Raw genomic sequence first — 26,350 nt, forward strand, 5'->3', positions numbered from 1 at the left:
AAGATTAATGAATTTTAAGTTAGATATGTTAAAAGTGTATAGTATTCTGCTTTTAAATACAATATATTGCATGTAGCAAATCTACGTAATATATTGCATAAATATTTTGCATGTGATATCTTGTGTTATGCAATATATTACCTCGGTTAAATTAATTTTCTATATATTTACGTAGGAACAACTAGATCACTAGACCGCCAGGAGGACTTTAGATGAATAATAGAATGCCATTTTCATTTGTACTAGCTATTGGTTTTATGCTTTTTGCTTTATTCTTTGGTGCGGGGAATTTAATTTTTCCAGCCATGCTCGGTCAATCTGCAGGAACAAATATTTGGTCTGCTAATGCCGGCTTTATTGTAACTGGAGTTGGATTACCTTTACTCGGTGTATTAGCGTTAGGATATTCGGGGAAAAGTGATCTACAGTCTTTAGCAAGTAGGGTACATCCCGTTTTCGGACTTATCTTTACCGTTATATTATATCTAGCCATTGGACCTCTCTTTGCAATCCCAAGAACGGGGACTGCTTCCTTTGAAATGGGTATTAGACCATTTTTATCCGAAGAGAGCAGTAACCTTGGTCTATTAATCTTTACCCTTCTATTTTTTGGCGTTACCGTATTCTTTTCTTTGAAGTCTTCGAAAATAGTCGATATTGTAGGAAAAGTTTTAACGCCACTATTATTAATTTTCATAGGAATTTTAATTGCAACGGCATTTATATTTCCTATCGGTAGCTTCCAAGCACCTACAGAAAGTTATATAGATAGCTCCTTTTTCACTGGATTTCAAGAAGGATACCTTACCATGGATGCCCTTGCTGCCTTTGTATTCGGGATTGTTGTCATCAACGCCGTTAAAGAAAAAGGTGCGACAACTAAAAAGGAAATTATGATCGCTGTAACAAAAGCAGGCAGTATTGCTGCAGGACTTCTTGCCATCATTTATACTTCTCTATCTTATATTGGCGCTTCAAGTGTCGAAGCACTGGGGTTATTAGAAAATGGTGGAGCGGTGCTATCTGGTGCATCTAATCACTTTTTCGGAGCTTACGGTGGACTATTACTAAGCCTGATCGTTATTGGCGCTTGTTTAACCACAAGTATCGGTCTTATCATTTCTTGTTCTTCTTATTTCCATAGGCTATTGCCAAGTATTTCTTACAAAACTTTTGTCATTCTTTTATCCACAATCAGTGCCGTATTTGCAAACGTCGGCTTAACACAATTAATCGCCGTATCCGTACCGGTGTTAGTCGCTATTTATCCATTTGTCGTCTGTTTAATGGCCTTAACATTCTTACATTCATTCTTTGACGGAAGAAAAGAAGTGTATCAGGGAAGCATGATTTTCACGTCTATCGTAGCAATATCTGATGCATTAAAGGCTGCGGGTATGAGCATTGTGCCTGTAGAAAACCTTTTTAATACGATCCTTCCTTTATATGAAGTAGGCTTAGGCTGGATCTTCCCAGCGATTATAGGTGCTGTGTTAGGGTATGTTTGGGGGAATTTTATAAAAGAAAAGCCGCAAAGTGAACAGCTTGAGAGGAACGCGAGTTAATTATTCCATATTGAAAAGACTCAACCAAAACTTGAAAACAGATAATAAAGTTGTTTAATTTTGTGCCTACAAATGCAATAACCACCTATCGCTTAATTTGATAGGTGGTTTTAAAATTGTTTAAAAATGTTTCATTTTTGAGAGCTATTAGATTATATAAATAATAAAGTTGTTTAATTTAAATCCGAAATTTCATTTATAATTAATGTCAATATCATCTAAATCCATAGTTAATACTCCAGCTACTTTTAATATTCTAACTTTTTTCCCTTCATTTTTCTCTTGAAGATACCGTATTAATTCTTTAAAGATTCTCTTCATATTATTATGATAGAACCTCATCTTTTAAATCTACATAAATATCTTCATCAAGTTCATATGACTTTACTTTAAAAATAATTGCTGAGGGTATTGAATCTACAGCTCTTGAATATGAACCTCCTCCCCCTTTTCATTATATATAAACGCTCCAGAAGGGACTTCTCCTAGCGTGCTATATTCTAAATTTTTTCTTTCACCAAACTTTTTAACATCTCTCAATAATTGTTTTTTTACATTTTCAAAATCAATATTCTTTTCCTCGCTAATTTTTTTAGCTAACTCGTATACACTTATGGTTTTATGATTAAGCGAATTATATTTTTTATAAAAAACATCAAATACAATGTATTCAGCCAACTCTCCCAATGTTACTATTTCAGGGAACTCATAAATTGCATCATCTGCTTTTAGTTCTCGTAACGTTACTTCTATTTCTTCTAAAAGTATTTTTTGAGTAATCATACATTATTCCTCATTTAAGAATTTAACTCTTCATTCCCAATCTCCTGAATTTCTTAATCCCCTAGGCTGTTTTCGACCAAACTCTTCCCAATATTCAAGTCTAGAAATTAAAAATTCTTTTCTCTTTTTATCAATTTTGGAATTATTTATCGCCTCTATTTTGTTGTCTATTTTACTCAATTCTTCGGCATAGACTGGACCTAACCTAAAAGTTGGTGAAATAAATTTTGCAGTATATTTTCTGTTACTAACTTTACAAGTTACAGTATTTCTAGCCTTGATATTAGGTGATAACCTATCAAATGTCATATACGTTTCATTTTCACGGACTAATTGAGCTCTTTTTTGATTCAATTCTGGTTTCTCAATAAATTCGTTCCTAGATCCATAAATTAAAATATACTGTGGTCTTACACTTTTACCACTGACTATCTCTTTATCAATATCATAATATTGATAGAAAAGATTTTGATGTGTGGGATTCGATAACCACGTTTTCCAATCACTAAGTTGATTTTGTGCTTGAGTGAATTCTGCTGTTGGCACGCCGTTTTTTCTAAACCATCTTTTATTATGAGTTTCTATTTCTATAAAAATCGGATAGATATTTAAACTATCTGAAGCAATCCACAAAAAATCAGGTATCTTACTTGTCAATCCCTGTAATAATGGTTGGATAATTAAAGCATTGTTGTATGGGGAATGACCTGATTCCCCATATACACCAAAAGCTCCAGGTAAAAAAGCTGGGTTTCTCTCAAAAAAATCTTGAAAAACTCGTTCTTCATTACCGTTCTGTTTCAATAATTGTTCATATTCTTCTACCACTACTTTTTCATAAGTATCCCAATCTAATGCTTGAGGAGCATTGTTTATTAATTCATAAGCTTTTTTAAAGATAGACAAATTCTCTCTCTCCATTCTCTCTAATAGCTAGAACATTAAATTCAAAATCAACTCTACTTAACTGATTATTCACTTGATATGGCTGATTATTTCGTGTCATTCTTCCGCTTTCAGCGAATAAAAATAAATTCTTCTTAGCTCTAGAACATATAACATATAATAATTTATTGGATTCTTCTATTTCATTATTCCTCGGTTGATCAATTATTTGATTCCAATGTGGCAGATATCCTCTTAACAATCCAAATGCTATAACTGTATGAAATTCTTCTCCTTTAACACCTTGACAAGTGTTAATAACGACTCCTTCTTTTGTATTAAACATCTTTTTCATATAGTTTATATCTTTAGGTACATCGCGAAAATCTGAACTTTCATAACGACGTCTTAATCCATTAAAAAAATTATCCCATTGTTCTTTTAATAAATCACTTGAGCTATAATCAAAATCGAGTTTTTCAAATACATACTTAAAACTCTCTTCTAGAAATTCAACTGCATCTTCATTTTTTACATTTATTGAATTTATTTTTTTCAGTAATTTCCTACAGTTATCAGTGTCAACATCAATAATAATGCCACTCACCATAACTAGCTCTTCTAAAATTTCTTTTGCCCACTTCATCCTTACTAAGTACTTACTTGGCTCTTTAGTTATTAAAATAATTCTTGCTAATTTAAACCAAAAGTTATCTCGATTACGTGGTAAAAGAGTTAGCCCTGGGGCATCGAAGTCTATATCTGGTAAATTTGATTTCAACTTTCTAGCTATAAAAGATAGAAAACTCCATTGAGGTGCTAAGATACAAATTTCATTAGGTGGGACTCCCTTTGAAATTTCCACTTTTACAATTTCTGTTATCTTATCTATCAAATTATCTTTATGGGTAGTTCTATCAAATGAAATGATCCCGTCTTCATCACAATAATCTGCCAACGATTCTATTACTAAACCTGTACTTTGAAAATTACTATATAAATCTATTACACGTTGCGTCGACCTATAATTATCACTCAATCCCAATTGCTTTACACTGTATCCCCCAATTTCTTGGGTTATTTCCACAGGGGATTTTACAACACCTCCCAAGGATTTAAATATTGCTTGATCTGAATCCCCAACTAAGAAAATTCTACATTGTCCCTTGGATGCTTTAATTATCTTCCCAACAATTGCATATTGGAGATCTTGAGTATCCTGAAATTCATCAATAAAAAAATATTTAAAAATTTTCGAAAGATTAATTGAAATATTGGGGTATTTTTCAATTAAAGAATAAGAAAAATATAAGATCAAATCAAAATCTATTAATTTATTTTCTAATATAAATTTATGGTATGCTTCAGCAGCTTCATTAAATGTTTGTTCTACATTTACATAATTCCCATGTCTGTCTCTTCTGGTGATAAAATCGTTGTATAAAGGTATATCAAATTCATGTTTAAAAGTATCTTTTAAATTTTGTGTCTTAAATTCATCTAAGATAGAAAAATCCTTTTGAAGTTCCGGCAAATAAACTCCATATGGTTTAATAATCCATTGTAAACAAAATGAATGGATAGTACCTGTCCATAAATGAGATATATCTATTCCCATAGAATTTATTCGTCTATCAATTTCATCAGCGGCTCTATTAGTAAATGTTAATGCTGCAATTCTTTCAGTCCTTTTCTTTAATTTCTCAAGTTCATTCGCAATTTTCAATGTTAATACTCGAGTTTTCCCACTACCTGGACAAGCTAGTACAAGTGCATTTTCTTCTTCATCTATTGCGGCTTGTTGTAAAGGATTTAAATTAATATACATGTTCTGCTAATTCAACTCCTAAAAGTTTCACTAATATAACTAAATCATCTTCTCGTTCATCTGCACTGTCTCGACTTAACATATCCATTAATTCATCGAAGGTCATTTCATCAAGATCACCTTGGAGTTTAGTATACATTTTTCTAATTCGATACTGCGCCATTGCTCTTAAATGTTCCTTTGTTATATGTTCAGAGGTAAATGCTATTGCATTTAAAATATACTCTGGAATAAAAGTTTCATAACTAAGTGCTTCAGCAACTAATAAAGCGAACCACCCTTTACCTTCCTTATTAGCTAGTCTAAGTGCTTCTTTACCTACAAGTACTTCATCTTTTGAACTTAGCTTAGCTTTTGAATTTTCAATATCAGATTGGCGCTTATAAATTACAGGTAAAATTGATTTTATTTCATACGTGTTTGAATTTAACGCAAAATCAATTTCAAATGTATGTGGTGCATAAAAAACATTTACCCAAGGGTTACCTTGATACCTTTCATTCAGAATCTCCGCTCTTTCTTGACCTGCTGTTTGTGAATCTCTCATTTTCTTTTGCTCTTTAGTATCATCAGCCGGATTCTCTGGTAACATCTCTATTGCTTCATCAAAATCTGTAATAATAGCACATTTTCTTTGAATTCTTAAGTCATCGAATAAACTTGCAACATGTTCAAACACAGTACTACTCATGTTTATTACACTTATTCCTATTTCATCAAGATTAAGACCAAAAACTGCTTTAAACATTGCGGGAATTAATATAAGCTCCGCATCACCTTCAACTAATAAAACTCCTTTAGCAAATAATAAGTTTGATCTTGTTGCATCTAAGTACCTTTCAATTCTTTTACAAGTAAACGTATCTAAGCCGTTACTCGGCTGACAAACTTTGGTATAACCTTTTTCTTTTATTAAAATATTCATAGAATCTACCTTACTTGCAGAAGAAATATGAGTTGAATGTGTAGTTATAATTACTTGTGTATTTTCGAAATGATATTTCTCAAACAAGGTTTTTTGAACATGTGTATGAATATGTGCCTCTGGTTCCTCAATTAATAAAAAATGTGCTGCTTTTTCTTCTTGATCTTGATAAAATTCATACTCTAATAATTTTAAGGTAATATAAATTAGATTCGCACCACCTAAACTCAAATCATCTAATTTTCCTTGGTTGCTGCTAGAATCATCTCCAACCCATAAAGTTAATGATTGAAGCAATGTTTCAACTTCTTCTGGTAATTCAGATTTAATACTTACATTAGGTGAATATGTATATCCTAAAGTTCTATTTAATGAAGTTTTTATTTTGTTTGTTAATGAATCTATTTCATCCAATTCACTTATATCATTATTCAAATCCTGTACTTGCTTTTTTATCTTTTGTGCTTCTATAATTTCAATATCTTTAGTCGTTCCTCGTAACAGTTGTAGTAAAGGGCTACTCTTCTTTTGCTTTAACTCAGCTATAACATTTCTTAATGCTTTAACGAAAGTACATGAAACTTCTCTTTTTATCAATGTAATGTGTGGTGAGATATTTCCAAGAGTAAGATTATTATCCTCTTCAGGATTTGGGAAAATTCCCTGTTCAAAATCTCCAACCAAGGCTTTATATTGTTGCTCATCATTAAAATCTGCATTTACCCTACACGTAAATACACTTTCGTAATCGTTTAACGTAATTTCCTTTAAAAAAATTTCTAGGTTGTTTTTTATTTCTTTCTTATCCTCACCATTTTCTTGACTCTCTTCAATTTGTTTTGTAAATTCATACAATCTTTTTCTTACTAATTTATTTGGACGGTAGTATAAAGCATATGTACCTATCGATTCCTCATCACTTCTTATATCTTGTGAATGATGAGCCACAAAACTTACTGCTTCACTAGCATCTAAATCTTTAAAAGTAAGTTTTAAAACTATCCAATGTCCTTTCCATTTATGTAAATTTTGATTAAAATCCGTTTCTAAAAGCTTTGTAGCATTAATCGGTAAATTTTCATCTAAAAGTAACCGAATTGCATATAATGCATTGGACTTACCAGAACTATTCTCTCCAATTAAAGTGTTTACTCCTGGCTTAAACTTAAAAATAGAATTTTTGAAATTCCTGAAATTTGTAATTTCTATTTGAGAAATATACATTTAATCACTTCCTTTTTTATTTGAGCTTCATTTCTAACTTGCTTTTCCAATTAATATAATTATTGCTTGTGTGTTTTAACTTTTCACAATCTAAATTTTTTAAAATCTCTTTATTCCATGAGCCACTACTTGTTACTAAATTCATTAATAATTTTTTTAATGCACTCTCATCAAAATTAGATTGATAGATAATCAATGTCGATAGTAACTTGCCGTCAGGAGTGGATATCTCAATTACATATTGAAATTTATTTGTTAATCGATTTTTCACTTTAACAACACAAGCACATCTTCTTAAACTTTCATTTATAAACGAAAATTTCCTTCCTAATGGCAAATAAACTAAATTCATTGCAACTTGATATTTGTAAGCATCTTTAGCCAACAATTGAATCATCTTTATAAACTTCTCTAATCCTTGTCCTCTAATATCCTTCGTAACCTCTAACGTCTTAAAATCAATTGGTTGAATAGTTCCTCCATAAACTGATTCATCAAGTCCTACTATTTGTTGCTGTTTTTGAATGCCGCCACCTTGTCCTTCGTTCGATATATAGATATCACCTTGATTCACTTCTTGAGTATCACCATACACTTTATGTACGTTTGCAATAATCCCAAATTGAAAATGCGTACTTTGTAAATCTTCTATTGGTTGATTTGCATCCTGCTTAGAACGCTTAGTAGGATCATTACTTAATATATTTTCAACTGCATCCTCTTTAAGTGATTTTCGATATTTACGTTCACCTGGTGCATCTATCCTTTTCTTAAAAGCTTTATGTTTAACTTCGATATCTGTAAAGGTAGTCCCTTCCATATCAGAACCTAACCATTGTAAAATCAAATACTTATCACCTTTTTGTATTCCTCTAAATTGAATATGTGTATTTAAGATATCCGGGAGCCTTACTTTTAGTTTCAACTCTTCATTATTATTTACTTTAAATGAAAGTAGTGTATAAATAGATTCAAATGTAGCTTTGATTTCTGGGCTAAAATATAACCATGCAAAATAACGAATAAAATCCTCATCTTTTGCAATGTTATTAGAAATGTCATCATCTAACTCTAAATAAGCTTTCGTATAATTTAACCTTGAATCCTTTACTAACCATTCCAAACCATTCGGTTGCATCATAGCGTTAGTTATCATTTTATTAACAGTAAACACAGCACGAATAAATTCAAATTGTGGAAGGTAATATGTTTTACCTTCCACAGTAAATTCAAATACTAACTGGCTCATAAGTTCTTGTTTAGCATGTAAAAAGTAATTAACTTCTTTACATGCATCTAATGAATTAATGACCTTACATTGATTTAACTCAGGAATTTTCACATCATAAATAATCCCCGTCGTACTAGATTCTAATATTTCACCATCTTTATAAAACGCCCCTACCTTCAGTAATGGCAAGGCCGCAATAGGAAATTCTAAAATTTCAATTTGACTATTAAATTCAAAAGCAGCTCTAATTCGCCATTGTCCCTCAGTTATTTTTACATTACCTATCCACTTCAAAACGATCTCTTCATCCCTATCAAATGTCCATGGTCTTAGTTTCAATCTACATTTCTCCTATTTGATAAAGTCTAATTTCATTTCTTAGAGCCGTTTCGACTGTTATCTGTAAATCTTCTCTAAGCCCTGCTAAACGTCGAACTTTCCACTCTACTATATGCTCTTCATTTTCTATATAAAGCTTCTTACAAGCCCATTTAATACGATGAATTTGATATTGCTCACGCGTTTCTAAATTTTTATCCAGATACGTTTTTGTCTTTGGTAATTTATCTAATAGCTTCTCTATCAGTGACAATTGCCCAATCATTTTTCCTACTCTACTTTTATTTACATACACCGGCTTTTCAGTGGCATATAATTCTTCAACAGCTCGCTTTACCTGAACCAATACTTCTAAATCTCGTTTTTCCCAATCTACTCGATTATTTGAAGTTGCTTTTACAACTATCTTTGAAGAATGTTCTTTTAACCAATCTTTGTTGTTTCGGTAGTGCCAAGCATATAACGCTGGAGCTTCTTTTCTTAGCTGAGTAATTGCGAAGCTAGGGTATTTACTAAGTAGATTGATCCATTCAATTTCCTTTTCATTTTTTAAATCGAATGCTAATGATTTAGTCTCTAAGTTATTAATCTTCTGTTGCTGAACATACTTCCTCACTGTTGCATAATCACAATCTAAAATTTGTGCGATACGATAATAACTTAACCCACTAGCAACTAATTGTTTTACTTTCGATAGCCATACATCTCCATATACTTTGATTCTTCCTATCTTAAACGCATCTTTTTCATCCTTATCTGGCCCGCGCCGCGAATAAATAAATCCACAGTCGCAACTAAATGTCCCAACAGGCTTTCTTGTATCTGTACAAGTTGTAATCGTTAAATCTGTTATTACACGCTTTTTATAATGATTAGCTGTTGGATTTAAACAATAATGCGGTGTTTGTCCAAACGGCTCATATCGCTGTCCCTTAAATTGTTCTAAATCTTCTATAGATATGTTTAAAAAGTCCGATAGCAATAGGTGTTGTACAGGATGAAATGCTTTACGATGCTTTCTAACAATACTTCTTATCCATGTCGTATCTGAATGTTCATCAAAATCACAGCCTAATAATGTTAGAAATTCTTCACCGTAATATCTTTTGAATTGCTGTGAAAAATATTGTTGATGGACTTTCCCTAAGTGATTAGCGTATCCGTTAATTTGCATTAAATATTTATAAATAGCTGATAATGCTTCTGTTTCAATTGTTTCTTCAAGATTTATTAAATTAATGCTTTCCTCTGAATGTCTCTTCAAATGTTGTTCAGTCTTTGGTGAATATAAATTAATTAAATGTGGTGATGTTAAATCAGCTCTTTCAGCTGAAATAAATTCATGTTTATGTGGGTTGCGTAATTCAATAGTTGAATTGTTAAGTAACTCTTGATGTATATGACAGTGATGTACTTTCGGTAATTGATGGCTAATATGCCAATAAGCTTCGCCATACTTTTCTTTATCTTGCTTTGCACAACTAGGACAAAAGCGAAGATACTGCCACTCTTTTATTGTGGATGCAGCAATGCCTAGGAACATATGAATTGCCCCCGGCTTGCCACCGTACTTTAGATAATCCATTGCTCTTTTCTTCATATCATTTGTTTGAAAAAATGTGTAGTAATGATATAAAGTATGATTACTAATCAAATCATTTATTTTTGGAGGATTAAAATGAGCGATTCTTTCATAAAATCTATTTAAATTATTAGGCAGGTCGACTACAGCTACCGAACTTATATTTCCGAATAATTCTTGCATTGTTTGTTTTGGACTTTCATTACTAGAATGGTCATGATAACGTGCAAACCAACTATACAACAATTCATCTGGATAGAGTTCTGGGAAGTAACTGAGCATATTTTTTCTACCTCCTAAATCGCAAATTCATCCAATGGCGACTTTACATACCCCGCTTCCTTCAATGCTTCATAGTTTGATTGTTTATTTTTCTTTGCTTGTTCTACGATTTTCAATAACGTTCCTTTTTGTTTCTTGGCTACTTTTTCTTTTGGCATATTTAATTCTTCTGCTACAGTAATAGCCATTTTCATTTGTGAAGATAAATCTATATCTCCATGTTCATTTATTGTCTTTGTTACTGCTTTTTGCGCTATTTCAACATCGATTCCTAATGCTATTAACGAACTCATAATAGTCTCTACATAAGTAGATTGCTTTTCATGACGTTTTTGAGCTTGTAACTCTTTTTTCTTCTGAATAGTTGCTCTTAAATCGACTTTAGATTGCCTTAATACCAAATATTCTTCAATATCCATCGGCATAATATCAGCATACTTTTCCAATTCTGATGTTCGTCCATCTCTTAACGCATTCAACATAGGTTGTACGAGCTTTAAATCATCTTTTGCTACTTGTTTAATGGCTGCTACAGTAATAACCTCTGCACCTGTTTCAATAGCTCTACCCTGTGCTAATGCAAACAGTTTAACTGCAATATCTACTATCCCTTGGCTTTCGTCATACAAAGTTTGATTTAATTCATCCGTCAAATCTTTTCTATTTTGAATCCATTGATACTCCCATAGACTTTCAATCAATAAATCCCAATCGTCATCCTTTTTCATTTGCTGCCAAACCATATCGCCTTGTCCACTACCTCTACGCGCTTGACGAAAATCTTGTTGTAATACTGCTTTTGCTCTCATCGTTCCAATTAATATTACAGGTACACCAACCTCATTAATTAACGTAACGAAGAAGTTCATCATCTTCTCCGAATTATTATCTCTTGTAGCTAATAAATGCTGAATTTCATCAATGATGATCGCTCCGATACAATGTAACCTAGCAATCTGACCCATTCTAGTTACCATAGAGCTAATGGAATTTCGGCGACTGCCAAACTTCTCATAATAATTCGTCCCAAGAAGGTGATCCATTTTTAAGAAGAAATCTAAGCATAACGATTTTAATGAACCATCATGCGGACAGTTAAGCTTAATCCATACAACTTGCATTAAATTTAACGGATGTTCGTGCAAGATTACTTGCGGATAAAGCGACAAAATACGTTCTATAGCTGTTGTTTTACCTATACCTGAAAAGCCCATTAAGGTCATACTCGACGCTGTTGAGCGAATATCTTGAGATCCATTTAATGCACGATTGTAATCTGGTAATCTAGGATTTCTGCTAACATATCCATGACGAAGTAACCTTGAAAATCGTTGTTCTAAATCCAAGTGTTGCATAACGGGTTGAAAAAACTTATTGATACGAGGAATCGCATGATAACGTATGTGGGTTGGCAAACTCACCTCATGTTCCTCATAAGGTGGATAATAGCTTAATTTATCATATGCTTCTTCTGGTGAAAGAATAGGCGGTAATGCTTCAATTAACGGATTCCCTCTGAAATCAATTACTTCTTGCTCTTTATATACGGCCGGCGTGATATTTCGGAAGTTTGATTGTTCACTCATTCTTATCTTCCTTTCTACGCTTTAAAAATTCTCGCACATTAGGTCGCTTAAAGTCTGTTTCAGCAACCGTTTGAGGAAATGGAATGACCTCTGTAGATTCTACTTGTTTTTCAATAATTGGCTTAGATTCAACTTTACGCTGTCTATCTTTTTCAGCTTTCCGATTATCTCGAATAGCCCCTACTTGTTCGGCTTTACTTAATGTTGTATCCTGTTGAGCTTTTTTCTCTTTTTCAGCTTGCTTGATAATTGCTTCAACATCGGCAATATAATCTATCTCTTTTTGAAGCTGCTTGTGATTTTGCCCTTGCTCAATTCGTTTTTCTTGCTGTCTCCAATATGTTATTTCATCTAAACTTAAACCCTCATATCTTTTAGAGACTTCTAACATATGACATTCTTCAAAATAACCTATTGATTCATCTATTACAAAAACATGGCTCATATTTCTCGGATCATAAGCTAACTCTACTTTCCATGAGCCTTTCATTCGTGCATTTTCAAACCAGTTTTCTTTAATCGCTTTATCACTGCTATAAGAAATCCCTTTAAACTGAATACCTTTATGATTTACAGTAGCTTTGCCTCTCGGTAGTAGCTGTAGCTTCACTAGTTTTTCAGAAAAAACTCGTAGCTTCCCTGTACGATTTTGAATACCCCAACGCCATAGCTCTATAGGAATAGGTTGAACATCATCGGCAACTAAATCTCTATCTCTCACGTATGATTTTAAGTAATGTTTCGTATTATATTGTAGAATCTGCTTAATTAAAATATGTGTAAATTCCTTCAACGTAAGTTTTGCATCTAAACGATAATCCTTTGCTCCGCGCTCTTGAAAATCCACGTCAATATAACCGGGAAGTAATGGCTTCACTTTCTTTTGAATTAAATCAAATTGCTTTTCAACGATACCTTTCCAATCTGCTCGATATGAAGCTGCATTTTCAACATGTAAATTAAATGCTTTTACCAGTCGTTCAACATTGTATCCTTCAAATTCACCTTTATCTGCTAACAAAATTTCTGGTAGATGGCGACTTGACCAATCATCTTCATTTATTTCAATGCCAAACTCTGCACAATAGGTCTTTTTATTAGCAACAACATTTGTTAATGCCATCATAGCTCCAGCCCATGATGGACCCTCTAACCCTACATACATACCGACTGCCATTCTGCTAAAAACGTCCATTACTAAATAAACAACAGGGCGTCCAATAATCCAATTTCGATTTACTTCAGAGACTAAATAAACATCAGCAATTGTTGCATCAATTTGATAACGAGAGCCTGGTCCGAATACTTCTGATAGAGACGTATTTAATACCGCACGATGATCTTTATTGAAACGCTTTCCACCTTTTCGCGCTGTTAACACTTCTGGAGCATCGTATTCCTTCTGATACCAGTATTTAAATTGTGTAAATGTCGGAATAGCATCTTCGTCCTTTAACAGCACCTTCTCAACACCGTTTTCGTAATATATGTTCTCTGCATAAAATTCCTTCAACATAAACTTATATGCTGCTGTTAAACTATTTTGCTTAGAAGTTAGGTAGTATTTTTCAATTGCTAATCTAAAAATCTTCTTTGTTGCTTCATCTACATTTATACCCTTAACCCCATAAACAGGAGGTCTCCCTCGCTTCGTTTCACCAGCTTTTCGTTCCTTACCTTTTGCACCTGAATTTTTATAATCTGGTAATAAGGCATCTACCGTTTTTCCTCTAGACCAATATTTATATAAATACTTGCGGACGGTTGGATATGTTACATCATGCTTCTCTTGCACTTCTTTTATTAACTTTGTTCGAAAAGATCTTTCATAGATAGCTGGCTCTTTTTTTACGATATCTTGAATAATTGCCCATGCAGCATCTCTCGTTTCATAATGCTTACTTTCATAATCGTTAGATACAATGATGTCATAGGAGTTATCGATAACCTTTCTCCAATCTCCTATTATGATTAAATCCGTCATTTCAGAAACTAACTTCTTTTCAGGAAATGCTTTTGGGTTGTTAAGCTCTAAAAAATACATAATTGAATTGCCTGGATCTAGCCAAAGAATTCTATATAAACTTTCTTGCTGATAATCTTGTAAGATTTCATTCACATAAAAATTCATTAAGCCCACCTCTTGTTAACATCAAAGTAACTCATAAGGAAGATGTTACCGACATCTTCCTTTAAGTCGATTTTTTGATTCATATCAACTTTTAATAACTTCTTTGCTAACGCATGTTTGTATAAACTAATTGCCGTTCCCATTTCAAAGTTATGTTTTTCATCGAATGCTTGTAAATTTTTAAGTAATGCACCGTTGAAGCTATGCCACTCGTTCATAAGCAAATCTATTTTTTCTCCTTCATCAACAAAATAGGCATCTCGTAAAAACTTTAAATTGCTAAGTAAAGTTTGCGGCATCTCTTTTTCCGTTACTATTGCCCAATCAATACCTTGTCCTTCCCAATAGCACTTCTCTATTTCGAATTTTTCGATAACTCTTTCGTCATTGAGGTCTTTTTCTAGCTTAAGAGTTCTAGCTTTATAGACCACTGAAGAACCCTCACGTACGGTTAGGAAAAAGTCAGTAGTCATTACAATAGGTGTATTTGTTTTAGAATCGGTAGGATGTTTTATACCTAAATCGTCTGCCACCTGTAAAGTTACCTCTCGATCTAAAGGAAATTGCTCACGGATATCTATTACATTATCTGCCCAATCACAAAAGCAAAGGTAATTAAACTCTAAATCTGATAATAAATGATGCTCACGTGAAGTTTTCCATCCTATAAAGCGATGAACGCGCCCTGTAGATGGAACGTCTTGAATCATTAACCAAGGCTTGTAAAGAGCAAGTTCTCCTTTCCCTCTACCTTCCTTGATATACCGAGAGATTTTTGCTTCAGTCCAACCAATTTGACGTCTTGGCATATGCTCCCCCCATTTAGAAAAAATCTAGAAATACAATGCCTAGGACTGCTGATAAAGCTGCTCCTACTGCTAAAGAAATTAACGCAAATATCCAATGATCTTTTATAGATTCGAATATCCCTTGTGGTGTAAATCCATAAATATGATGCCATTTACTTTTTGTTTTTAGACTCTTATCAATAACTCGTTCAAGTATTGAGTGAAAGATATCCACTTTTCTAAGTGTTGAGCGATGTAATTCGACGTACTTTAATTCTTCAAAAGCTTTTGCCTCTTCTGCACCGCTTAAAAAATCTTTTTTAGTAATATTATTTAGTTCTATCAACTTTTCAAGTCGAGGGTGATCTGCGTAATCTGCATATATATCCATTAGTTTTCTTGCTAAATCAAATTTCTGAGAATCAGGTATTGAAGTTGGTTTTCCACCTAATACACTAAATCTATGATCTATAGCTTGAAATCCATAGTTAATATCCCTCATATTCCAATGAACCCAGTTGTAGTTCAAATGAGTTTTAACAAATTTATAAAATTCACCTAACATAATTTTTTCAAGTTCATCATAGTGACTTTCAATTTCTGATAAATAGCCTTTCTTCTCTGCAACCTTATGGATAGAAAAAGTTTCAGTTTGTCCAGTATTAAAATACCTAACAGCTATAGAAGTAATTCTAGGTGTTCGACCATCTTTAATGTCATAGAAACTCTCACACGAGTAATGAATAATTAATAAATGGGCTGCATTATCTACTAAATTGCGAATTTCATTTAAAGCTTTTCTTCTTTTGTTTAACCTTTGCTTAGTATTAGCCATCATTTCCCTCCAAAACAAAAACATCCGTTCGCTTATTATAATTATAAGCGAACGGATGTTAAACTTCCATATTTAAACAACTTTATTGTTTTTAAACAACTTTATTATTTTTTAAACAACTTTATTATCTGTTAACAAAACTGGTTGAGTCTTTTTTAATTATTATTCTACCGTAACACTCTTCGCAAGGTTACGTGGCTTATCAACATCACAATCTCTGTGAAGAGCTGCATAGTAGGAAATCAATTGCAACGGAATAACAGATACTAATGGAGACAGCAATTCGTTTACTGTTGGTACAACGAAGCTATCTTCTTCTGTTTCCATGCCTTTCATGGAGATGATACAAGGGTTGGCACCGCGTGCTACTACCTCTTTGACGTTACCGCGGATGCTTAGGTCTACGTGTTCTTGTGTAGAGATCGCGATAACTGGTGTACCTTCTTCGATCAGGGCGATGGTTCCATGTTTCAATTCTCCTCCAGCGAAGCCTTCCGCTTGGATGTAGGAGATCTCTTTTAGTTTCAATGCACCTTCTAAGCCAACATAGTAGTCCATTGTACGGCCGATGAAGAAGCAGTTTCTAGTTGTAGATAAGAATTTGCGTGCAATGTCTTCAAGTTCTTCTTTCTGATCACAAAGTACTTCCATCGCGTTTGCCACGATTCCAAGGTCTTGGACAAGGTCAAACTCAAGGTTGTAGCCTTTTGACTCAGCAAGTACTGCTGCGAAGATTGAAAGTACACCCAGCTGAGCTGTATAAGCTTTTGTAGATGCAACTGCAATTTCAGGACCTGCGTGCAATAGCAACGTAAAGTCTGCTTCACGTGAAAGCGTGGAGCCTTGTACGTTAGTTACAGTCAATGCCGGATATCCTAATTCTTTCACCTGTACAAGAACTGCACGGCTGTCCGCTGTTTCTCCACTTTGAGAGATGAAGATGAATAGCGGTCTTTCGGATAGGATTGGCATGTTGTAGTTGAACTCACTTGCTACATGCACTTCAACAGGTACCTTCGCAAGCTTCTCGATCATCTGTGCACCGACTAGACCTGCATGGTAGCTTGTTCCTGCTGCTACGATGTAGATGCGGTCTGACTGGTTCACTGCTTTGATGATGTCCGCATCGATCGTTAATGTGCCATTCTCATCTTGATATTTTTGGATGAGCTTACGGATTACCAACGGCTGCTCATCGATTTCTTTTAACATGTAATGTGGGTATGTGCCTTTTTCAATATCACTTGCATCCAATTCTGCTGTGTATGGAGCGCGCTCTACAATTTCACCGTTCAACTTTTTGATCGTTACCGCTTCTTTGCGTACGATTACCATTTCTTTATCCATCAGTTCAACAAATTGGTCGGTTACCTGGATCATCGCCATTGCGTCACTTGCTACTACGTTAAAGTCGCCTTTACCTACACCAACAAGTAATGGGCTCTTGTTTTTCCCAACATAGATGGTTTCCGGATCTTCGTTGTCCACTAACGCAATCGCATAAGAACCTTTCAGGATCGCAAGCGTGTTGCGCAGGGCAACTTCGATATGCTGTCCTTCGTTTGCAAACTTTTCGATGATCTGAACGACTACTTCTGTATCTGTTTCGGAAACAAGTTCCACGTCATTAAGATATTCACGTTTAAGGATTGCATAGTTCTCGATGACTCCGTTATGCACAAGTGTAAAACGGCCAGAAGTACTTTGGTGTGGATGGGCATTTACTTTGCTTGGTACTCCGTGAGTTGCCCAGCGAGTATGACCGATTCCAACTGTTGCTGCAACACTCGCGTCCACTACTTCACGAAGATCGGCAATACGCCCTTTTTCCTTGAATACGTGTACGCCATTTTCGTTCATGACAGCAATTCCAGCTGAGTCATAGCCGCGGTACTCCAGCTTCTCCAAGCCTTTTAAAAGAATTTCTTTTGTATCTTGTGTTCCAATATAACCTACGATTCCGCACATAATTTGATTTCCTCCCTAAAGTAGCAGGGACAGGAAAGCACACCATAGAAAGGGGACTGTCCTGCCCCCACATTACCTTTTTGCATTATTATTGGCTGTTTCGCATACATTGTTGCTTTTTACGTATCCAATATAAACACGTAATAAACCTTGCTTTCGTGCTCTTTTCCCATTTAACAGATATTTTTCCTTTGAATGTTAAGGGGAGAAATGCTGTAAAAAATCCAAAAGCCGATTTTTTACGGACGAAAGCAACAAACTTTTTGAAAAGAGCCTTATTATTTTTCAATCATAGTACAAGTCTTTGTACATAAAGTTGCCTTTATGCTTTAAACCTGTCTCTAATCGGTTGTGATTGGCAACCGGGAGGCATCCGCCGATACATCGATAAACCTCCACCTCGTCAACTAAGCATTCTATACCCGTTCGTCGCTTAGTTCAGGCGCTTCTGGTAAAAAAATTTCCGCTACGCTCCTTTCCCTTCTTGAGTTACAACAAATAATATCTTACCTTCCTTTGGCCAGTCCGTCAATCATTATGTTAATTATCTTCCAGTTAAAAGAAGCAATTATATGTCCCTATTAAATACCGCTGTTGATTTCCGCACTAGGCTGCGCTTTCCGCGGGGCATTTTGTGGAGCCTCCTCGGCTTCGCCTGTGGGGTCTCCCCTAAACGCAACACCCGCCAGAGTCTTCGCCTATTGCTCCAATCAACAGCTAGTGACCCTGATAATCGACTCTATTCTTTAACATAATACAACCATAATAAAAGATATGCACACACCGCGTTTTACGTGCGATGTATGCATATCTTTCGCGTTACTCGTCTATATTATTCGATGCCCATTTCTGCACGAACTACCGCTACAATCCGCTCTACATACTCATTGCAAAGTTCTTGTGTAGGCGCTTCTGCCATGACACGAACCAAAGGCTCCGTACCGGATGGACGGACAAGGATACGGCCGTTTCCTTCCATTTCCGCTTCGACTTCCGCAATCACAGCAGCCACTTTCTCGTTTTCCGTTACATGGTGCTTGTCTGACACTTTTACGTTAACAAGAAGCTGCGGGAATTTCGTCATCTCCGCTGCTAGCTCGGATAGGCTCTTCTTTGTCAGCTTCATGATATTTACAAGCTGAAGTCCTGTCAGCATTCCGTCACCTGTTGTATTGTAGTCAAGGAAGATGATATGTCCGGACTGCTCACCACCTAGAAGGTAGTTGCCCTTTTTCATCTCTTCTACAACATAGCGGTCCCCGACTGCAGTCTGTTTTGTTTCCACACCAGCCGCTTCAAGCGCTTTGTAGAAGCCAAGATTACTCATAACTGTGGATACCACTGTGTTATGACGCAGGCGTCCTTGCTCGCTTAAATATTTTGCACAGATGAACATGATCTGGTCGCCATCGACGATCTGACCCTTTTCATCCACTGCAATGATACGGTCGCCATCTCCATCAAATGCGAGACCGATATCCGCACCTTTTTCCACTACCAATTCAGCAAGCGTCTCCGGATGTGTGGATCCGACACCGTCATTGATGTTCAACCCGTTCGGAGAAGATCCCATGGTGGAAATATCCGCTTCCAGGTCTGCAAAAAGGTGGGTTGCGTGGGAAGATGTTGCACCATGCGCACAGTCCAGTACGATATGTATGCCAGAGAAATCCTCATCTACGGATTGTTTCAGGAATTGAAGGTACTTTTGTCCACCTTCGAAATAATCGTTCACTTGCCCGAGATCTGCCCCTACAGGACGAGGAAGATTATCTGTTGCCTCATCAAGGAGTGCTTCGATTTCCGCTTCCTGATCATCGGATAATTTAAAGCCATCCGGACCGAAGAATTTAATCCCGTTGTCCTGTACCGGGTTGTGAGAGGCGGAGATCATGACACCAGCCTGCGCTCCCAATGCTTTTGTGAGATGTGCAACACCCGGAGTGGAAATGACGCCGAGGCGCATGACTTCCGCACCGATGGATAATAGTCCTGCAACTAGCGCTCCTTCAAGCATATGACCGGAAATTCGTGTATCGCGGCCAATTAATACTTTTGGACGGGAATGATCTTTTGTCAGAACATACCCTCCAAAACGTCCCAATCTAAATGCCAGTTCAGGCGTAAGTTCCGAGTTGGCAACCCCACGCACTCCATCTGTTCCAAAATACTTACCCATAAGTAAATCGCTCCTTTTTCCTACTCTATAATTTCTACTAATCTAATTTTCACGTTTCGCTTCGGCAGGTCCCAGGACACATTTTGCGGACCGTTAATCTCAAGAGGCAGCTCATGCTCACCTTCTCCAAGGTCTGTCACATTAATGTACATTTCCATATCCGTGCTTTCCAAGCCTTCGAGCACACTTGGTGCACCACGGACTGTCAGATCCATCTGGCCACTCTCCGGGTCTACCATTTCAAGCTCCATATCTTCCGGTAATCCAATATATTCAATAGGTACATTAGTGAACGTTTTTTGCTCTTCCTTTTCTACCTCTACCTTAATATTGATTTTTTCCGGAACCACACGCTTTACCCCGTCAGGTACAGGAACATCCACTTCAATGGTGGTGCTTTCTGTTATTTCAGTAAGATCAAGGTCAATGTTATCAATGTACTCCAACCCATCAATTACACCTTTTGGCCCGTAGACCGTCACTTCACCCGGTACTGCTTCCACCTTGGTGATGCTCAGGTTTTCCTTCAGCGAGCCTTTGCGGTTTATTTTTAAAGGCACCGTTTTAAAAGGACTGGTAACAGGAACATTAACGTCCACGACAGCCGGCTCGACCTCCACATTCAAGGTATTCCCTTCGCTGTCGTATACCGTCACTTTAGATTGCTGGTTGATTGACTCATTGACGCCCTTCAGGTCGACTCGTGCCTTCACTAGCGCGATGCTGTCAATCAATTCACGGGAACCTGTCACCTTCACGATGTTCGGTTTCACAATCGGTTGTTCCGGCTGATAGCCTTCTTCGATTTGCCCCCTGTTAATAAAGTCGACTTCAACAGGGAAATCCTCGGTTACTTTTTCCTGGATGGTAACGGTCGCGAATCCAGGCTCTACTGTCACATCCAGCTTATCTGAAATATTTCTCCATTGTAAGGGCACTTGGTGTGTTCCAAGTTCCAGATCGCTTAAATCCAGATACACCTCAAAATCCCTTTGCAGTGCAGTTGGTTTCACTGTACCGGTAGGCCCTTCCATTGTCACTGCCACGCTTTGCGGAAGCCCGCTAACGACGAGATTGTCCCGATCATAATAGGTCTCAACCGGAACATCGGTCACTGTTTCCACATCTACATTTGGTGAACTCGGAAAAGGAGAAGCAGTATTATTCCGCTGCTGGGTGGACGTTGTATCAATGTTCACGGACATGTATAGCATGAAAGCCAAAAGCAAAGCAATTATCTTCATGATCCATCGATTGCTGATAAATCTATCCATCCTTCTTCACCCTCCATTGCCAACGTGTTGAGGAAGCAGTCTTAAAGCTTGTATCCATTTCCTTCATCAACAGGTCGCTGAAGATCTCCGGCTCTAAATCGCGGTGCAGTTCCCCGTTTTTCGTGACGGAAATTGCACCGGTTTCTTCTGATACGATAACGGTGACACTATCTGTCACTTCACTGATTCCGAGTGCCGCTCTATGTCTTGTCCCAAGCTCCTTGGAAATAAAGGGGCTTTCGGATAGAGGCAAATAACAAGCTGCCGCAGCAACCTGATTTTTCTGCAGAATGACCGCTCCATCATGAAGAGGCGTATTCGGAATGAAGATATTGATCAGAAGCTCAGATGAAACCTTTGCATTCAAAGGTATCCCTGTTTCTATGTAATCCCCCATTCCTGTTTCCCGTTCGATGGTGATAAGTGCTCCGATACGGCGTTTTGCCATATACTGCACTGATTTTACGACAGCCTCCACCATCTTGGCATGCTCTTCCTCATCCGGAATGCCGCTTCTTGAGAACAATTTCCCACGCCCCAATTGTTCAAGGGCACGACGCAGCTCAGGCTGGAAGATGATGATTACCGCCAGGAAACCCCAAGTCAACGCCTGGTCCATCAGCCACTGCAGGGTGCTCAGCCCCAAAAAGCTACTGATGATCCTGACAACGACAATGACCGTAATCCCCTTCAACAGCTGGACCGCCTTTGTACCGCGTATCACCATGATGAGTTTGTAAATCACAAACCAGACCAATAATATATCAATCACATTCGCTAAATAACCTAAATATGGTATATCTCCAAAAGGTATCTCAAAAGGCATCCTATCACTTCCTTTGTCAGTACGAGATTTATGTATCAAGTACGAAAACCGTAACTATGTCATTATAGCATAAATTCAATTATAGTTAATATAACCAGAAAACATGCAAAAAAGATGCTTGATCACTCAAGCATCTCCTTAGCTTACTCTGTAAAAATACCAACAACCTCTTTAAACCCGTCCTTCATGGTAAACCAGATCCATTCAAAGACCTGGTTGATTTCTTCAATTTCACCTGTTACCTGTCCAGCGGAAGCCAGATAGTTTTCGCCATTTATGATCTCGCCATTGATGACAGTAACATTGCCGTTCACTTCCCCTTCGACACGGAGATTGCCGTTTTTCACCACGACATCCCCCTCGACGATCTCACCTTTAGGCACGACCACTGTATTATCCTCGACAACCAGACCGGACTGATTGGTGAAAGATACCTTATCCTCCTGCCAACCGCCGAACATGCTCCCAGCCATCAGTACAAAGAAGATCGCTGCTGCCACAAAAACCGGATGCGTTCTCATCCAGCGGTTCATTCCAATTCTTTTCTTCTCTTTCGGTAAACTATTCATCACTCTCTGCGTGAAATCATTAGGTGCTGTTATATGAGAGGTGCTTTGTACAAGTGCGATCGCCTTCTCCAATTCATGAAATTGCTGGTAACAACCCTGACATTCTTGAAGGTGGTTTTTTAGCTCCTTTTCTCGGTCTTTCTCTAGATCACCATCTAAATACTCATGCATATACTGGACGATTTGTTCCGGACATTTCTTCATTTTCTTTTACACCTCCAGAATTAAACATGGCGCAATTGCTGCCTCAGTGCTTCTCGCCCTCTGTGTATTCGTGTTTTTACAGTCCCAACAGGTATTTCAAGTATTTCGCTGATCTCAATCAAGGAGAGCTCATCAATATACTTCAGGACGATGACGGAACGATATTTATCGGGAAGCTTCAGTATCTGCTTTTGGATTTCCCCTTGCAACTCCATGCTTTCCACTTCTTCCTCGGGCAGCGCAATGTCGGCTGCTACCTGCGAATACATCGTCAGCCCATCCGTTCCAGCCACTTCCGCATCTAAATAATAGTCTGGCTTTTTCTTGCGAATTCGATCAATCGTCAAATTAGTCGCGATCCGATATAGCCATGTGGAAAACTTCCGGTTTGTATCATAACTGTTGATATTAATATATGCCCGGATAAACGCCTCCTGTGCAACATCCTCCGCTTCGTGCGCATTCCCGGTCATCCGATAGACAAGTTGAAAAATCTTGTCCTTAAAAATCTCCACAATTTCACCAAACGCATCCTGATCGCCTTTTTTTATCTGCTTGATTCTCTTTTTTATAAGTTCTTCCATTCCGTTCCCCCGTTGTCTGGCGGTCGTCTCTATCTACGAGCCTAGCCTAAAAAAGGTTTCATTATTTCTATAATTATATTTTAACAAAAAATAACTAAAAATGTTTCAAAAAGGATAAATCAGGGTATTATTTACTAAAATTACTGTTACCAGCCCATTAAGAGAGGTGACTATCCAATGTCCATCCAAGCAGCAGTCCACTTAAAAGAAGCCATTGAGAGAAAAAGAGAAGAAATGATCCGTCTTTCCTCCACCAATCATCTTCAATCAAAGGAAGTAATAGATGCAAGCACCTCGCTTGATTCCCTGATCAATCAATATCTGTACCTTCAAATAAACCGAAAACCAGCAACGAATTAACGTTGCTGGCTTATTTTTGTTTCTAAAGAAGCTTTTCGCCAAATAGAGAACCCATTAAGGCTACTGCCACAGACGCCGTTTTATTCCGTTCATCAAGGATCGGATTCACTTCTACAAACTCTGCAGAGGTTAAGATATTTGCCTCTTCTAGCATCTCCATCGCCAAATGGCTTTCACGATAGGAGATTCCACCCATCACCGGTGTCCCTACACCAGGTGCATCATGGGGATCCAGGCCATCGAGATCAAGTGAAAGATGCACCCCGTCCGTTCTGTCCTTTAAGTAGGCAATTGCTTCTTCCATGACAGCCGTCATTCCCATACGATCTATCTCATGCATGGTAAACACTTTTATTCCTTTTTCCTTAATCAGTACCTTTTCCCCTTCATCCAGAGAGCGAGCTCCAATGATCACGATATTTTCCGGCTTCAGCTTCGTGCCAATACCGCCTATCCCGGTCAAAGCCGGGTCTCCCAAACCTAGGCTGACCGCAAGTGGCATTCCATGAATATTACCGGATGGAGAGGTCTCCCCTGTATTTAAATCGCCATGGGCATCGTACCAGATGACTCCCATGTTCGAATAATTCTTTGCAAGTCCCGCAATCGTCCCAATCGCAATACTGTGGTCGCCCCCTAATACCAACGGAAACTTCCCTTGTTTGACGACTTCGTCCACTCTTGAAGCAAGCGTTTCACTCGCCTCCGCAACTGCTTTCAAATTCTTCAGGTTACTGTCACCGGAAGACGTTCTTTCTCTGGATCCTATCTCTATATCTCCTAAATCTTCAATTTCAAGGTTAATCTGTTCCAACCTTTCTACTATTCCTGCGTAACGAATGGCGCTAGGACCCATATCCACTCCACGACGTGTTTGCCCTAAGTCCATAGGCACCCCAATTATACTGATATTCTTTTTCATGAACAGTGTCCTCCCTTTTCCCAAAGCTCTTTTCATAAAAATTGTTGCTTTTCGCTGCTAGTAAAAAATCGGCAATTGGATTTTTTACCTCTTTATCGTAAATTTTGCTAACCCTCTATCTTTCATCTCTCAGGAAAAGAGCACGATGATACGTGCAATACGGGGTATCAATCAATACGAAAAGCTACAATCTATGCGAAAAAGCCTTCCCTATTACATTTATTGTATAGTGAAAAGGGTCTATGACTCAACTCGACATAAATTTGAATATATATGCAGTTTAGAATTGTTAAATTCTTAATTTCGTTTGGTAAGAGCAGCGAAATACAAAAAACCTTAGATCCGCTAAGGAATCTAAGGTTTGATTTATGGTATGTATTCTATTGAAGATTGGTGGAGCCTAGCGGGATCGAACCGCTGACCTCCTGCGTGCAAAGCAGGCGCTCTCCCAGCTGAGCTAAGGCCCCTAAAACAAACAGAAGTATCAGGAATACTTCTGCATCTGGTGAAAATATATGTGCCATGAAGGACTCGAACCTTCGACCCTCTGATTAAAAGTCAGATGCTCTACCGACTGAGCTAATGGCACGTTGGCTGGGCTAGCTGGATTCGAACCAACGCATGTCGCAGTCAAAGTGCGATGCCTTACCGCTTGGCTATAGCCCATTAATGAAATGGCATTTCATATTAAAATGCCTTCTATGTAGTCATTACCCGAAAAGAGTATTTCCTAACTTCAATTATTATTTCTAATACATGAAAGTTTATACTGCTTTTCAAACAAAAACTTCGGAATCTACATTTCGAAGTTAAATGGTGGAGGGGGGCAGATTCGAACTGCCGAACCCGAAGGAGCGGATTTACAGTCCGCCGCGTTTAGCCACTTCGCTACCCCTCCAAGGGATATGAAATTATTTTCACTATGTGAAATAATGGTTGATTATTTTCACTGCGTGAAAAAATCATGGTGGAGGATGACGGGATCGAACCGCCGACCCTCTGCTTGTAAGGCAGATGCTCTCCCAGCTGAGCTAATCCTCCATTGTATGGAAAGTTATTTTCACTATCGTGATTATGGTAAGTTATTTTCGCTAGCGCGAAAAAACTTAAGTGACCCGTACGGGATTCGAACCCGTGTTACCGCCGTGAAAGGGCGGTGTCTTAACCGCTTGACCAACGGGCCTATATAATATTCTCTAAGCTTCCAACCGGATTCGAACCGGTGACCTCTTCCTTACCATGGAAGTGCTCTACCTGCTGAGCTATGGAAGCATGGCTCCACCAGTAGGATTCGAACCTACGACCCTTCGGTTAACAGCCGAATGCTCTACCGCTGAGCTATGGTGGAACGATTCTAGCCTGGCAACGTCCTACTCTCACAGGGGGACAGCCCCCAACTACCATTGGCGCTGAAGAGCTTAACTTCCGTGTTCGGTATGGGAACGGGTGTGACCTCTTCGCTATCGCCACCAGACTATTA

At 37.4% G+C, this 26,350-nt stretch carries 19 protein-coding genes, 8 tRNA genes and 1 rRNA gene; 2 read left to right on the forward strand and 26 right to left on the reverse strand.

Annotated features, from left to right (window positions below):
- The first annotated feature begins 212 nt into the window (after nt 1–212).
- Nucleotides 213–1,565, forward strand: a complete 1,353-nt coding sequence (brnQ, locus tag ACQCT5_RS19800) for a branched-chain amino acid transport system II carrier protein (protein ID WP_499644462.1) — start codon at nt 213–215, stop codon at nt 1,563–1,565.
- A gap of 417 nt (nt 1,566–1,982) precedes the next feature.
- On the opposite strand, the gene ACQCT5_RS19805 is transcribed toward brnQ, so the two are convergent.
- The 16 genes from ACQCT5_RS19805 to sigW all read right to left on the reverse strand — a co-directional run bounded on the left by ACQCT5_RS19805 (nt 1,983) and on the right by sigW (nt 23,588).
- The gene (locus ACQCT5_RS19805; protein ID WP_499644464.1) at nt 1,983–2,348 is read right to left on the reverse strand and encodes a hypothetical protein; all 366 of its coding nucleotides are present in this window, start codon (nt 2,346–2,348) and stop codon (nt 1,983–1,985) included.
- A 30-nt stretch (nt 2,349–2,378) separates the two neighbouring features.
- Complete coding sequence (locus ACQCT5_RS19810; RefSeq protein ID WP_499644466.1) at nt 2,379–3,254, reverse strand: Shedu immune nuclease family protein; 876 nt, start codon at nt 3,252–3,254, stop codon at nt 2,379–2,381.
- Nucleotides 3,241–5,061 carry a UvrD-helicase domain-containing protein gene (locus ACQCT5_RS19815; RefSeq protein WP_499644468.1) on the reverse strand — a complete coding sequence of 607 codons (1,821 nt, stop codon included), beginning with the start codon at nt 5,059–5,061 and terminating at the stop codon, nt 3,241–3,243. Before ACQCT5_RS19815 ends, ACQCT5_RS19810 begins: the two co-directional genes overlap by 14 nt.
- Complete coding sequence (locus ACQCT5_RS19820; RefSeq protein ID WP_499644470.1) at nt 5,051–7,210, reverse strand: ATP-dependent nuclease; 2,160 nt, start codon at nt 7,208–7,210, stop codon at nt 5,051–5,053. The genes ACQCT5_RS19815 and ACQCT5_RS19820 overlap by 11 nt, the downstream gene beginning before the upstream one ends.
- 16 nt (nt 7,211–7,226) lie before the next feature.
- Complete coding sequence (locus ACQCT5_RS19825) at nt 7,227–8,780, reverse strand: Tn7-like element transposition protein TnsE (RefSeq protein ID WP_499644472.1); 1,554 nt, start codon at nt 8,778–8,780, stop codon at nt 7,227–7,229.
- A gap of 1 nt (nt 8,781) precedes the next feature.
- Nucleotides 8,782–10,644, reverse strand: coding sequence for a TnsD family transposase (locus ACQCT5_RS19830; protein ID WP_499644474.1), 1,863 nt, complete (start codon nt 10,642–10,644; stop codon nt 8,782–8,784).
- 14 nt (nt 10,645–10,658) lie between these two features.
- Entirely contained in the window at nt 10,659–12,230 is a 1,572-nt protein-coding gene (locus ACQCT5_RS19835) for an ATP-binding protein (RefSeq protein ID WP_499644476.1), read from the reverse strand.
- Nucleotides 12,223–14,361 carry a Mu transposase C-terminal domain-containing protein gene (locus ACQCT5_RS19840; RefSeq protein WP_499644478.1) on the reverse strand — a complete coding sequence of 713 codons (2,139 nt, stop codon included), beginning with the start codon at nt 14,359–14,361 and terminating at the stop codon, nt 12,223–12,225. The genes ACQCT5_RS19835 and ACQCT5_RS19840 overlap by 8 nt, the downstream gene beginning before the upstream one ends.
- Nucleotides 14,361–15,170 (reverse strand): TnsA endonuclease N-terminal domain-containing protein, encoded by an 810-nt coding sequence (locus ACQCT5_RS19845; protein WP_499644480.1) that lies wholly within the window; start codon nt 15,168–15,170, stop codon nt 14,361–14,363. The genes ACQCT5_RS19840 and ACQCT5_RS19845 overlap by 1 nt, the downstream gene beginning before the upstream one ends.
- A 13-nt stretch (nt 15,171–15,183) precedes the next feature.
- The gene (locus ACQCT5_RS19850) at nt 15,184–15,984 is read right to left on the reverse strand and encodes a hypothetical protein (RefSeq protein WP_499644482.1); all 801 of its coding nucleotides are present in this window, start codon (nt 15,982–15,984) and stop codon (nt 15,184–15,186) included.
- Between the two features lie 162 nt (nt 15,985–16,146).
- Entirely contained in the window at nt 16,147–17,952 is a 1,806-nt protein-coding gene (gene glmS, locus ACQCT5_RS19855; RefSeq protein WP_499644484.1) for a glutamine--fructose-6-phosphate transaminase (isomerizing), read from the reverse strand.
- 832 nt (nt 17,953–18,784) lie between these two features.
- Nucleotides 18,785–20,131, reverse strand: a complete 1,347-nt coding sequence (glmM, locus tag ACQCT5_RS19860; protein ID WP_499644486.1) for a phosphoglucosamine mutase — start codon at nt 20,129–20,131, stop codon at nt 18,785–18,787.
- 20 nt (nt 20,132–20,151) lie between these two features.
- Nucleotides 20,152–21,405 carry a CdaR family protein gene (locus ACQCT5_RS19865; RefSeq protein ID WP_499644488.1) on the reverse strand — a complete coding sequence of 418 codons (1,254 nt, stop codon included), beginning with the start codon at nt 21,403–21,405 and terminating at the stop codon, nt 20,152–20,154.
- Nucleotides 21,398–22,219: a diadenylate cyclase CdaA gene (gene cdaA / locus ACQCT5_RS19870; RefSeq protein ID WP_499644499.1), complete on the reverse strand. Its 822-nt coding sequence runs from the start codon at nt 22,217–22,219 to the stop codon at nt 21,398–21,400. The genes ACQCT5_RS19865 and cdaA overlap by 8 nt, the downstream gene beginning before the upstream one ends.
- A 155-nt stretch (nt 22,220–22,374) precedes the next feature.
- Nucleotides 22,375–23,004: a zf-HC2 domain-containing protein gene (locus tag ACQCT5_RS19875; RefSeq protein ID WP_499644490.1), complete on the reverse strand. Its 630-nt coding sequence runs from the start codon at nt 23,002–23,004 to the stop codon at nt 22,375–22,377.
- 20 nt (nt 23,005–23,024) lie between these two features.
- Nucleotides 23,025–23,588, reverse strand: coding sequence for an RNA polymerase sigma factor SigW (gene sigW, locus ACQCT5_RS19880; protein WP_499644492.1), 564 nt, complete (start codon nt 23,586–23,588; stop codon nt 23,025–23,027).
- Nucleotides 23,589–23,765: 177 nt separating this feature from the next.
- On the opposite strand from sigW, the gene ACQCT5_RS19885 reads away from it, so the two are divergent.
- Nucleotides 23,766–23,948 (forward strand): aspartyl-phosphate phosphatase Spo0E family protein, encoded by a 183-nt coding sequence (locus ACQCT5_RS19885; RefSeq protein ID WP_386642781.1) that lies wholly within the window; start codon nt 23,766–23,768, stop codon nt 23,946–23,948.
- A 22-nt stretch (nt 23,949–23,970) separates the two neighbouring features.
- On the opposite strand, the gene rocF is transcribed toward ACQCT5_RS19885, so the two are convergent.
- The 10 genes from rocF to rrf form a co-directional block, all read right to left on the reverse strand.
- Nucleotides 23,971–24,870 carry an arginase gene (gene rocF, locus ACQCT5_RS19890; protein ID WP_499644494.1) on the reverse strand — a complete coding sequence of 300 codons (900 nt, stop codon included), beginning with the start codon at nt 24,868–24,870 and terminating at the stop codon, nt 23,971–23,973.
- A gap of 391 nt (nt 24,871–25,261) precedes the next feature.
- Nucleotides 25,262–25,337: transfer RNA gene (locus ACQCT5_RS19895), tRNA-Ala, on the reverse strand.
- A gap of 49 nt (nt 25,338–25,386) precedes the next feature.
- A tRNA-Lys gene (locus tag ACQCT5_RS19900) sits at nt 25,387–25,459 on the reverse strand.
- Nucleotides 25,460–25,461: 2 nt separating this feature from the next.
- Nucleotides 25,462–25,536, reverse strand: a tRNA-Gln gene (locus tag ACQCT5_RS19905).
- 148 nt (nt 25,537–25,684) lie between these two features.
- Nucleotides 25,685–25,768 (reverse strand) — tRNA-Tyr (locus ACQCT5_RS19910).
- Between the two features lie 67 nt (nt 25,769–25,835).
- A tRNA-Val gene (locus tag ACQCT5_RS19915) sits at nt 25,836–25,911 on the reverse strand.
- Nucleotides 25,912–25,981: 70 nt separating this feature from the next.
- Nucleotides 25,982–26,053: transfer RNA gene (locus tag ACQCT5_RS19920), tRNA-Glu, on the reverse strand.
- Between the two features lie 16 nt (nt 26,054–26,069).
- Nucleotides 26,070–26,142 (reverse strand) — tRNA-Thr (locus tag ACQCT5_RS19925).
- Between the two features lies 1 nt (nt 26,143).
- Nucleotides 26,144–26,218: transfer RNA gene (locus ACQCT5_RS19930), tRNA-Asn, on the reverse strand.
- A gap of 9 nt (nt 26,219–26,227) precedes the next feature.
- Nucleotides 26,228–26,344: ribosomal RNA gene (gene rrf, locus ACQCT5_RS19935) — 5S ribosomal RNA — on the reverse strand.
- Nucleotides 26,345–26,350 lie beyond the last annotated feature (6 nt).

Origin of the sequence: Sutcliffiella halmapala, from assembly GCF_050107295.1 — a bacterium.
Taxonomy (GTDB): domain Bacteria; phylum Bacillota; class Bacilli; order Bacillales; family Bacillaceae_I; genus Sutcliffiella_A; species Sutcliffiella_A halmapala_A.